Origin of the sequence: Coleofasciculus sp. E2-BRE-01, assembly GCF_040221695.1 — a bacterium.
Lineage (GTDB): Bacteria > Cyanobacteriota > Cyanobacteriia > Cyanobacteriales > Coleofasciculaceae > Coleofasciculus.
Genome location: NZ_JAVKEA010000226.1, coordinates 1 through 11,180, shown reverse-complemented (window position 1 = coordinate 11,180; position 11,180 = coordinate 1). Strand labels below are relative to the sequence as shown.

The 11,180-nt window shown below is 43.5% G+C and carries 7 protein-coding genes and 4 pseudogenes; 3 read left to right on the top strand and 8 right to left on the bottom strand.

The window, feature by feature from the left end:
• Window positions 1–2,355: pseudogene (locus RIG66_RS31340) on the top strand (hypothetical protein); the annotation flags it as partial.
• Window positions 2,356–2,380: 25 nt separating this feature from the next.
• Here RIG66_RS31340 and RIG66_RS31335 read toward each other — a convergent pair.
• The 3 genes from RIG66_RS31335 to RIG66_RS31325 all read right to left on the bottom strand — a co-directional run bounded on the left by RIG66_RS31335 (window position 2,381) and on the right by RIG66_RS31325 (window position 5,248).
• On the bottom strand, window positions 2,381–2,662 hold the full coding sequence (locus RIG66_RS31335; RefSeq protein WP_446383669.1) for a type II toxin-antitoxin system RelE/ParE family toxin: 282 nt from the start codon (window positions 2,660–2,662) through the stop codon (window positions 2,381–2,383).
• Complete coding sequence (locus RIG66_RS31330) at window positions 2,652–2,894, bottom strand: CopG family ribbon-helix-helix protein (protein WP_446383667.1); 243 nt, start codon at window positions 2,892–2,894, stop codon at window positions 2,652–2,654. Before RIG66_RS31330 ends, RIG66_RS31335 begins: the two co-directional genes overlap by 11 nt.
• A 125-nt stretch (window positions 2,895–3,019) precedes the next feature.
• A complete protein-coding gene (locus tag RIG66_RS31325; RefSeq protein WP_446383665.1) occupies window positions 3,020–5,248 on the bottom strand; it encodes a CHASE2 domain-containing protein in 2,229 nt (742 codons plus the stop codon).
• Between the two features lie 270 nt (window positions 5,249–5,518).
• Here RIG66_RS31325 and RIG66_RS31320 point away from each other — a divergent pair, with 270 nt between their 5' ends.
• Window positions 5,519–6,106: a Uma2 family endonuclease gene (locus tag RIG66_RS31320; RefSeq protein WP_446383663.1), complete on the top strand. Its 588-nt coding sequence runs from the start codon at window positions 5,519–5,521 to the stop codon at window positions 6,104–6,106.
• 139 nt (window positions 6,107–6,245) lie between these two features.
• On the opposite strand, the pseudogene RIG66_RS31315 reads toward RIG66_RS31320, so the two are convergent.
• The 4 genes and pseudogenes from RIG66_RS31315 to RIG66_RS31300 form a co-directional block, all read right to left on the bottom strand.
• Window positions 6,246–7,761 (bottom strand): annotated as a pseudogene (locus tag RIG66_RS31315) (IS5 family transposase).
• A gap of 122 nt (window positions 7,762–7,883) precedes the next feature.
• Window positions 7,884–8,315, bottom strand: a complete 432-nt coding sequence (gene gloA, locus RIG66_RS31310; protein ID WP_446383661.1) for a lactoylglutathione lyase — start codon at window positions 8,313–8,315, stop codon at window positions 7,884–7,886.
• 279 nt (window positions 8,316–8,594) lie between these two features.
• Window positions 8,595–8,996: a transposase gene (locus RIG66_RS31305; RefSeq protein ID WP_446383659.1), complete on the bottom strand. Its 402-nt coding sequence runs from the start codon at window positions 8,994–8,996 to the stop codon at window positions 8,595–8,597.
• Between the two features lie 74 nt (window positions 8,997–9,070).
• A pseudogene (locus RIG66_RS31300) lies at window positions 9,071–9,802 on the bottom strand (hypothetical protein).
• Window positions 9,803–10,609: 807 nt separating this feature from the next.
• Between RIG66_RS31300 and RIG66_RS31295 the strand changes: the two are divergent.
• Entirely contained in the window at window positions 10,610–11,044 is a 435-nt protein-coding gene (locus RIG66_RS31295; protein WP_446383657.1) for a hypothetical protein, read from the top strand.
• A 5-nt stretch (window positions 11,045–11,049) separates the two neighbouring features.
• Here RIG66_RS31295 and RIG66_RS31290 read toward each other — a convergent pair.
• A pseudogene (locus tag RIG66_RS31290) lies at window positions 11,050–11,180 on the bottom strand (IS630 family transposase); the annotation flags it as partial.

Sequence of the window (11,180 nt, the reverse complement as noted above, 5' to 3'; positions counted from 1 at the left end):
AATGCCTTAGGGGGTCGAGTAGAATTAGCCGGATTAGCCGCTCCCGGTGAAGTCGCGTTGAATGTAGACGATAACCATCTTAGTTTGAATATTCCTAATGATTTAACACGAGCAGATATTTCACTGACTAATGAAGCCGTTATCAATACCAGTGGTGAGGGAGGCGGTGAAATTCAAGTTTTTGGTAGGCGCGTGATTCTCAAAGAGGGTTCCCAGATACTCGCGACTACTCTGGGTTCAGAAGCTGGTGAGGGAATAACAGTGGATGCTTCTGAGTTGGTTGAACTGATAGGAACTGGATTTGAAAACTTTGAACAAATTTTTATCGCAGGTGGTTTATTTGGACAAATTCGTCCCTTTAATCCTGGTACTGGCTTGTTTACTGGAACGGTGGGAACAGGTTTAGGGGGTGTAGTTGCCATTAATACTGGTGAATTAATTCTGCGAGATGGAGCAATTATCTTTAGCCCTACCTTTGGAGAAGGTTCGGGGGGAAGTCTTAGCGTCCGTGCTTCTGAATCTGTGGAAGCAATTGGCTCAGGTTTGATCACTTCAACGTTAAGTAATGCTACTGGAGCGGCAGGCGATATCACTGTTAGCACTAAGCAGTTGATTGTTCGAGATGGAGCAATCGTTGCAGCCGCTACATTGGGTGAGGGAACTGGAGCCGAGATAGTAGTGAGAGCCTCTAAATCTGTGGAAGTTCTTCGATCTCCAGCAGGAGTTTTGGTTCCTACAGGCATTTTTGCCTCTACTATCGGTGGGACTGGACGAGCTGGTGGAATTACGATTGACACTGGCCGATTGATTGTTCGAGGTGGGGCACAGATGGGAACTCAGAGTGGCTCTAGCATTTTAGGTATACCTAGTAGAGGTCAAGGGGGTAACTTGGTCATAAGAGCTTCGGAGTCTGTGGAAGTGACTGGCTTCACTGCGGATAATGGCTCCCCTAGCGGCTTGTTTAGTTCAACTAGCAGCTTAGGAAATGCGGGTAACTTGACAATTAACACTAGGCAGTTACTTCTCCAAGATGGGGCAGAGATTTCAGCAAGCAGTACGTTTGGCACAGGAAATGGAGGGAATTTGACAATTCATGCATCGGAATCAGTGCAACTGATTGGTGCTGTCGATGGTCGTCGCCTTGGCTCTTTTATTCCTAGCGATCTCATTGGTGGTGGACTGTTTACCCAAACGAGAATAGCAGGCAATGCTGGTGACTTGACGATTAACACGGGCTACTTGCTGGTTCAGGATGGTATGAAGGTGTCAGCTATAACCTCTGCTGGTAAGGGTAGCAATATTACTGTGACAGCTAATACTGTAGAGATTGTCAATGGAGGGCAACTCCTCACATCGACGGAAGCTCGTCAAGATGCGGGGAATATTAATCTGAGAGTACGGGATAGAATTATACTGATCGGGACAGATAGTGGACTATTCGCTAATACGACGGAGGATTCTAGCGGCAACGGCGGCAGTATTTTCATTAACAATCCAACATCCGTGCTGATTAGAGATGGTGCAAGAGTCACTGTGAATAGTCAAGGCATTGGACAAGGAGGCAATATCGAGATTCGCGCTGACTCCTTATCCTTTGATAATAAAGCTAGCCTTATAGCTGAAACTGCCAGTAGCACAGGTGGCGGTATTACACTATTACTAGACAGCTTTTTGCTGTTGCGTGAAGGCAGTCGAATCTCTACTACCGCAGGCACTGCTCAAGCCGGTGGAGATGGGGGTAACATCACGATAAATGCTGATGTTATCGCTGCTGTACCTGATGAAAATAGTGATATCACCGCCAATGCCTTTTTCGGACAAGGAGGTCGCATCACCATCACCAGTCAAGGCATCTTTGGCATTGAAGAACGTCCAGCTATTGAGGAAAATCGCACCAATGATATTGATGCCAGTTCTCAGTTTGGCAATCCTGGTGAAATCACACTTCATGTATCCCTTGATCCCAGTCGCGGACTAACTCAACTCCCCAGCACTTTTGTTGATCCCTCTGGACAAATTAACCGAACCTGTGCTGCTAGTAATCGTCAGAATCAATTTACTATTACTGGACGAGGTGGTTTACCTGAAAACCCAACGGATTTATTCAGTCCTGATTTGGTACAAGATGATTTTGGCACGGTGATAGCCAGGGAAGAAGATGAGGAAATAGAAGGACAAGCCGAGGGAAAAAATGATTTAATTAACCATCCTCCCAAACAAATTATTGAAGCCCAAGGTTGGATTATTGATGAGGAAGGGAATGTGGTGTTGACGGCTTACGTCCCCAATGGAACACCTCATGGCGGTTGGCAAAATTCGGTCAATTGCCAGGTTTCGGAAACAGCGTCCCCATAAAAATAATTACTGATTATCCAGACGTTTAGCGATCAGGATATTTTCTCGCGTTATGTAAAACACGGAGAATATGTACCTGATTATTTTTAACTCGGTAGACGACAAAATAGGGTGTCTTTGAGATGACCAACTCCCTAGTCCCTTCAACGCGCCCGGTTCTTCCCATGTAAGGGAATTTTGCTAACTGCTCAACCGCTGCTTGAATTTTCACAACAGTACTTGTTGCAGCATCTTGGTCATCTTCGCAAATGTAAGCATGAAGCTGCTCAAGATTGCGTAGTGCTTTGCGTAACCATCTAACTTCCATGGGTCAACCGAGTAAAGACGGCGCTTACCTCTTGTTCACTAGCGAAATCCTCAGCATCGGCTTCAGTGATACCCTGCTGAATCTCTTGCAGTTGCCACTGATGCATTTCTAGGTAAGCATTGATTGCTTGATTTAGCACATAGGTCAAATTACGCTCCATACCAGCAGCAATGGCATCCAGTGCAGCTCTCTTATCTGGATCAAGTCGAAACGTTACATTTTCCTTGCTCATAAGACAGGTTCTTCGTGGAGGGTTGGTTAAAGTGCAGCCGTACTATTTAATTATGCACTGTATTGCATTGCATTGCAAGAAGAATTATAACCATTCTAGAAGAGCCTGTACTCTGAATAATTATTTCAATCTGAATACGACTGACGTAAATAAGAAAGTACGGCTGCTATTTCTGGCGGAATGCCTGTAAATCGAATACCAAAATAATTTGGATTATCTACCGATTTTTCAACGACTTTCGCGTAAATATCTCCCAATCCTTTTGCCTTGTCTGTACCCATCACTAAATTAATCTTGAGATTACTCAACAATTCTAAAGACCGTTGGGTGTGAATCTCAGCGCCATTTGCCGATAATTTTACGATTGTGCCTTGACAGAATTCCTGTCCTAAATGCTTTCCCGTTAAAACTATATACTGTATTGTAAGTTTATTCCTCAATACAACAAAATCAGTTTCTGGTTTCGGCAAAATTAAATTAAAATCTCCCCCAATTCCACCAATCTCATAAATCGTAATCGGTTCGGCAAATCCTTTGGGGTGAACCTGCAATTCCCCATCCACCCTGAGCATTGAACCCATCTGTTTCAACAACTCCTGAGAAATTAAAACTTGTCCACCAACGGTATAGGATTCAATCCGAGACGCCAAGTTAACCGGACTTCCCATTACTGTATATTTTGCCCGTTTTTGTGAGCCAATATTCCCCGCCAACACTTCTCCCCCATGAATACCAATTCCCATTTCTAAAGGCGGCAAATTTAGGGTTTCATTGTACTGATTAACCTCTGCCATCGCCAACTGCATGGCAATCCCACAAGCGATCGCGCGTTGGCAATCGTCCTCTCGCTCAATCGGCGCACCAAATATGATCAGCATCCCATCACCCATGAAATCATTAATCACGCCCTGATACTGATCAACCACATCCGTCATCACTTCCAAGTAATGGTTAATCACCCTCACCCCCATCTCCGGTGACACTCGCTCAGAAATTGCCGAAAATCCCCTTAAATCGGAAAATAAAACCGTAACCTGACGGTTTTCTCCACCCAACTGCAATCCTTGAGGCGTCTCTAGCAAATTCGCCACCACCGCATCAGCGATATAGCGACCAAATATGCGGCGCATCTGACCCGCACCGTAAGCCACATACCCGATAATCGCGATCGCAGACCCGGTTAACCCCAGAATCGGCGGCACCACAGGAATCCACCACCCCTGCAAAAACGCCCCATAACAGCCACCCACCAAGCCACCGCCCACTAAAATCAGACTTACCACCTTAACAGGCGATCGCGCAGTCACACCCCCCCGATAGCGCTGTCCCCAGGTCAATATCGCCCCCACTACCGTCCAAGCTACAATCCACAAGATTTCCCAGGGTTCTGACCAAACCTGAATCAGCGGACGCCCTGCTAACGCCGCACTCACCATCTGACTCACGACATCTGCATGAATTTCCACCCCGGCTGATCGATTCACCAACCCGCGACTATAAGGTGTGAAAAAGTTATCGGCAACACTTTCACCCGTAATCCCAATTAAGATCACGCGATCGCGTCCCCAATCCTTTGGTATTTTTCCCTCTAGGACATCCGTGAACGAAATCGACTGAAACCCTTGCCTGAGATTGCGGAAATTAGAGATTATCTGAAATCCACCCGCATCTGTCCGGATATAACCCCCATCATTCTGATTAAAACGGGTAAAAATAGCTTTACCTAACCGATACTGAGTTCCTTTATCATCTATTGGCTCAAGCGTAATCCCTTCTGCATCTAAATAGGTCAAAGCCAACATCGTACTAAAACTAGGGATAATGTCCCCGGATGGAGTTCCCAGAGACAGTAAACTGCGACGCACTTTACCATCACTATCCACAACCAAATCATTCGCCCCAATCTGACCCAATTCGTTCAGCATTGGTGGTGGATTAACGGCTGTTCCCTCCGCATCTCCCGCTACTTTACGAATCCCAATTAAATTCGGTGTTGATTTAAACACCTCGACCAATTCCTGATGCCCAGGTTCTACAGGTAAATCCCGATATAGATCCAAACCAATGGCTCTGGGTTGTTGTTGTTTGAGCTTATTGAGTAATTGGGCAAGGGTTTGATCAGAGGGGGGCCAGTTGCCGAGTTTTTGGATATCTTGCTCATCAATCTCAACAATCACAATCCGTGAGTCCACCGCTTCAGGGGGACGCCAACGAAAAAATTGATCCAGGGCGGCGAGTTCCAGTTCTTGCAGCCATCCCGCCCAGCGTAACCCGATAACGATTCCCGCTACAGTAGGAGCAGCAATAAACACACCCCGCCATTGCCAGAGTTGTTTTCTCAGCGTTACCCACATATACTCAATCGACCCCCGGAAAAAGACAGGTTTAGCTGTTATCTTATCCTCTAAGTCGTCGGATAAAATTATGAGACGAGGGAACGGGGAACAGGGAATGGGGAACAGGGAATAGGCAACACCTCGACTTCGCTCGGTGTGTCACAGGCAACAGATAAATGTCCTTTCCGTACCCCGTAGTGCTATAAATGTAGGACTTAAGCACACACGCCATTGATTATGGTAGGGCACGATAATATCGTGCCCCTACAGGTAGCTTAAATAAAACTGATGCCAATAAGCCAACACGAAACCCAAATCCCCCTACACCTGTGGACAGTTGAAGACTATCACCGGATGGTAGAAGTGGGCATTTTATCACCCGATCAACCCGTCGAATTAATAGCTGGACAGATTATCCGAAAAATGAGTCCCCAAGGAACGCCCCATGCGACAGCCATTACCCTAACCCGATTGCTGTTAGAAGATAACTTAAGACAACAAGTGCTAGTCAGGACGCAACTTCCCGTAACATTAAGCGATCGCTCAGAACCTGAACCTGATGTGGCGGTGGTTATGCCCGATGTCTTACGCTACCTAGATCATCATCCTCACCCCTCAGAAATTTATTTGATTATTGAAGTTGCCGATAGAACACTCAATACAGACTGCGGTATTAAGGCAAAGGATTATGCCAACTCTGACATTCAAGAGTATTGGGTGCTAAACCTCAAGCAACGTCAACTGCACGTTTTTCGAGAACCGACTCCACAAGGGTATCAGCGAGAGATAATCCTGGCGGAAAATGATCGGATTTCTCCATTACAGTTTCCGAATTTGAGCATCGCAGTGATGCAGATGTTGCCACCTAGGTTCTAGGGTAGGGGTTTGGTTACCAAACTCCTAACGGTGAGGATGTCAAGAATCTAACGTTTCACGGGAAGTCTATAAACCTGAGTCGGGGCGGGTTTAGTTACTTAGGGTCTGCTGAATAAGTCGGAGAAACACAACTGATGGATTAAGTAGTTATATAAGACGACAGCAACCATGAGCTTTTATTGTTAACAATCCGGCTAATGATAAGCTTTAATAATAAAGTGACTCCGAAAAAGACCTGATTGTTTTTGAAACATAAAAAAAGGCAAAAAACCTGCCTAAGCAGGGCAGACAGATTCATGACGAGGAAAGTAATAGCAATGGCTGTTTCTGAAGTATGAGGCAGTTTAGCCATGACGCGACTTAAACTGTATCTACGTTTTGAGATACCAAATTTTCCTTCAATAAAGCCAGCGAATTCTATCGTCACGAGTGGGCTTGTTTCTTTAATTCTTGACTGACATTGGCTTTCGGTCTTCCTAAGGGAGGGCCACTGATTCTAATTCCTTTTTCTTTACAGAAGGCTCGATTGACTCGGCTGCGATATATTTTATCCACATGAACAGATTCTGGATATACTCCTGTGTAGTTATAATAAGCTTCTATTTGAGCTTTTAAATCGGCAGATTCATTAAAGTTATCCCAACTGATACGGTCTAAAAACACGTATCCATCTCTTACACTTGCCGATATTTTGGCTCCAAATTCTACGGGGACTCCCGCTTTGCCTCTAACTATTGGACGGATATGGGGTTGACTTACATTTACTATTCTATGCTCAATCCTATGAACTTTATTATTGTACATCCATGCTTGCTGGCGGTATATTTCGCTAACCACCAACAGGTTCTTATATTCAGTACGACTCAACGCCTCAAGCGTAGAGCCTGCCTTGACTAGCGCGTCTATACTTCCCAAGTTTCTTTTTATGTATTGCAGTTGTTTTTTTATAGCTTTTCTTATTTCTTTCCTTGTTTGTCTCTTTTTTTTGGCTCCTTTTAAGTATTCCTTTCTGCCTCGGTTTCTATGACTTTTGGGTTTTTTCTCTATTTGACCCTGACGGGATTCATATAAACTGTCTATTATTTTTTCCGTTTTTACTCTGGCTTGATTTAATATCCCTAAATCATTGGGATAACTTATATCTCCTGGCACACAACTTGCATCTAATATTAGTTTTCTTCTATTCGCTGACCCAGTTTTTGAAAGCTTTTCTGTTTTCGCGCTTTTTTTTTAGGCTCATCCTCATTCTCTGACTGAGGATTAATCACCATTTTTTCATTTATTCGGTTGACTAAATTTACATTTATCCTTTCTCTGAATCTTGCCAATAGTGATGGGTCATAAGCCGCTTCGCTGCTGTAATGCGTTTTTCCTATAAAGTATTGTAAGTAAGGGTTTTCTTTTATTTGTTCGACTGTCTCTCTATCACTTATTCCTAATTTTTCCTTAATTATTAATGAACCCAACGCTACCCTAAATGGTAGCGCTGGCGCTCCCATGTCCGGAGAAAAGTTTTGGGCGTATTCCTCTTCAAATTCCTCCCAAGGTACTAAAGAAGCCATGATTACCCAACGGTTATCCTGTGATAACTTTCCCTCAAATGGGAGTTCAAAATCTTCGGCTTCCCTGAGGGCATTCTCAACTTTTCGGTACATCTACCTGATCATGATGCAAGGATTTTGAACGATATTACCAGATTTCCTTGCACCAAGTCAATTGTCAATATGGCTCAAAGCATTGCTTGATAAGGGTTTTGGCTTTGTGCAGCAAGCTCTAGTTAATGACTAGCGGCTGCAGCTTTTTCTTGAGGTTTGGCTGAGCCTTGAGTCCCTAATTGTATTAGCTCAATCTTATAACCCGTGGGATCTTGAACAAAAGCGATGACAGTAGAACCATGTTTCATTGGACCAGGTTCCCGCACGACTTTACCACCCCGCTCCTTGATTTGCTCGCAGGTGCCGTAAATATCATCAACGCCAATCGCAATGTGACCATAGGCATCACCCAACTCGTATTGGCCAACACCCCAGTTGTAGGTTAGTTCTAACACGGTATGGTCAGATTCATCGCCATAGCCGACAAACGCTAAGGTGAATTCCCCGCCGGGATAGTCCTTTTTCCGCAATAGTTTCATTCCCAGCACGTCACAGTAGAATTTGAGTGACTCATCTAAGTCACCGACGCGCAGCATTGTATGTAGCATTCGCATAGCTGATTACAGACTCCTTACGTTTATTCATGTTTCTTTGCTTTTCATTCTATCGAGGCGGTGAGGTAGTGCAACAGGCAATAGTGCTTGGTTAGGACTTACGCAAAGGATCTATAGTGGCGTGACCCAGCTAAAATGATGCATTAGAAAATTAGCTCAAAGACTTGTCAGGTAGCGGACAGAATCTTCAATTCTTTAAATCATCGGGGTCGGGAGCATCCCATTTTGGAAAAAAGAAAAAACTTATTCGCGAGTAAATGTCGCGAATCATGACTGGAATTAAATATGTTCTTGCTCAGAGTCGAAAGAAATATCTAGTAAGCTATTTTTTAGAGAATCAATTGTTTTTTGCAATTCGGACACTATCGTTCTTCTGGCGACAGACATCACAGAAGCGACATGGGCTTCACTTCCTGCCTTGCCTAAATGCTTATATTTACTTAACTTAGGTGTGTCACTTGTGGTTGTAAAAGTGGGTGAACTAGCCTGTAGTTTGTAGTACCAGTAAACTTTTTGGGACTGTCGGACTTGATAACGCGCTACCCAAGCATCTGCCGGGGCAAGTTTCCCTTGACGCTCAAAGAAACTTTGGTAGGTTTCAAGACTAGCAATTGCCCTCTGTAAACGAGCTATTCTCTCAAGTTTATCTTGTTGTGACTTTCGGAAAACTCTTCTGCCCATTTTTCTATCTCCATGACGATATATTCGCCATTATAGCTCGCGAATCTTTCAAAAATGGGCGGTATTTCAGATCCTTAAATAGCCAGTTGTTCGTTCAAATAAGCACAACGAAGTTGTAAAATGTTAGCCACGTTTTCTTTGAGCCACTGGGCGCCAGTTAGCTTAACACGGTGGCTGATTTGTTTGACGGCTGATTCCACGGCTCCGCTGCCAATTGAACAAATTTGCTCTTGTTGATAAAATTGATAATTGATTAACCTTTTGTAAGCGAGCTGTTTTGTATTCTTGCCAAAAACTCGGTTCTCCTTTTATTTTCGTCCTCAAGCGAATTTTCCCGCCATCAACGCTTATCTCTGATAACCCTTGTTTTAGATCCGGAAGTGGTAATTCAATTTGGTTCACTTTTCGATGATGCGTGGAATGACCAACTTTTAGCCCCGTTAACAAATACAAATCACTCTCGACATTTTGATAAGATTCATTGGCGCTTAAAAGAAGACAGCATTTTTCCAGCAAAGGGCTATGGCGTGTATAGGCTTCTATCCCTAAAGCATCTGCTTGTTTTTTCGTAATCTTCAGTTTTCCCAGGCAGCTTTTTAGGGTTCGGGTTTTCCCGCGTCGGGTTTGGGTCTTTTTGGTGATAAAAAAAGGGCGATTTGGGGACTAACGTGTTCTAATATCTGGTTCCTGACTGTAACTTCTATGTCAGCTAAAGTTTCCAAACTGTCTGTATCACTATTGTTGTACAGAATCTCACTTGCTCGTCTTAGGCAAGCTTCCAGTTCCAGGCGTTCGGCTTGGTCCATGAGTAAACTTTGTGAACATTTACCTCTGTATTATGCCACCTTAAGTCGTTCAAATATACTCTAGCAATCCTCTTTGAGTTGTGACAAGTGAAAAACTTGAAACCCAGGTATAGCAAGGCTCACAGTTTTTAAAGTGGCCACAACCTATTTAGGATTGCTATCTTATCTGTTGTAAGTCTTCGCGCGATCGCTCTTCACTGGTAATAGGCACGAGATTGGCTGGAATCCCCGCTCAATCAAGGTGGAGAGCGATTCATCCTCTTCCCCATCCCCAATTCGGTCACACAACGAGATCATATCATGTCCTGACGATTGCCCATAATTGCAATACCGTAATAACAAGGGTTTCAGGCATTTTTATTCGGGGTGTTTGACCGGACACGATATCACACAACGAGAGCCAACATCATCATTTTAATTCGCGAGTTTATATCGCGAATTAAATAGTTGCCCTTCCTGCCTATTTGCCAAAATGGGATGCTCCCTCGGGGTCAATATGTTCAAGTCCAATATAGCAGCCCTAAATAGGTCGCAACAGATATAATAGTAATAATACATCCCTAGTAAAAATACAAAATATGAACATTATGGGTCTTCCGTAGTTAGTGTGCTAAATTGTTAGTTATATTTGCCCAAGTATTGGACAGCAATAGCTTTAACCGTTTTTACCCGAATTTCAATTTATTTTGAGGCGATCAAAAGCTACAGCCCTTGTGTGGAAAATCTTCTGACTCATTAAAACTGATAATTTAGCACACTAAGTCCGGAAGACCCGAAAAAATATCCATTATTAAACATTTTAATTTAGTGATTGCATTAGGCATGGGAATCGCGTTTAACTTGTGGCGACCTATTGTGTTTTATCCCTTTTTATCAATATGGAATTTTCTGCTCCATCAACTTGAAAAACGAAACCCTAAAAGTAAAGACAGTTTATTGCGTTGGCATTCTGCCTTCTGGGACGAGTTTCAACGTTTACCTTTGTTGGGTTTGGATACTTATCTGTTGCTAGTAATGGAACATAACCCAGTCGAAGGAAATGCTGCCATCGAATACCTCAATACCAGCCGCCAGCGTTGGGCTGCTCAAGCGGCACAAATTGAATTAGATACCAGGAAATTAGAACGCTGTACTGATATAGAGGCTATCCGTAAAGCTTACTACTCATTCGCTCCAGGAAACTTGGAAGGTTCCGCTAACGCAATTTTAGATAAGTTTCATTCTATCAGTGCCGATGTATAGCAATCCTAAATAGATTGTGGCAAAATTCCATACTGAAAAGTTTTTGGAAAATCGAATATTTGACCATCAGCAAAAAACTTAAATAGCCACTTAACTATTTTAAAAGAGCTACAAAGATGATAAAATTTCCTGATGA

Coding starts and splice junctions, on each gene's coding strand:
- RIG66_RS31335 (WP_446383669.1), bottom strand. CDS start 2,662: ATGGAAGTTAGATGGTTACGCAAAGCACTACGCAATCTTGAGCAGCTT.
- RIG66_RS31330 (WP_446383667.1), bottom strand. CDS start 2,894: ATGAGCAAGGAAAATGTAACGTTTCGACTTGATCCAGATAAGAGAGCT.
- RIG66_RS31325 (WP_446383665.1), bottom strand. CDS start 5,248: ATGTGGGTAACGCTGAGAAAACAACTCTGGCAATGGCGGGGTGTGTTT.
- RIG66_RS31320 (WP_446383663.1), top strand. CDS start 5,519: ATGCCAATAAGCCAACACGAAACCCAAATCCCCCTACACCTGTGGACA.
- gloA (WP_446383661.1), bottom strand. CDS start 8,315: ATGCGAATGCTACATACAATGCTGCGCGTCGGTGACTTAGATGAGTCA.
- RIG66_RS31305 (WP_446383659.1), bottom strand. CDS start 8,996: ATGGGCAGAAGAGTTTTCCGAAAGTCACAACAAGATAAACTTGAGAGA.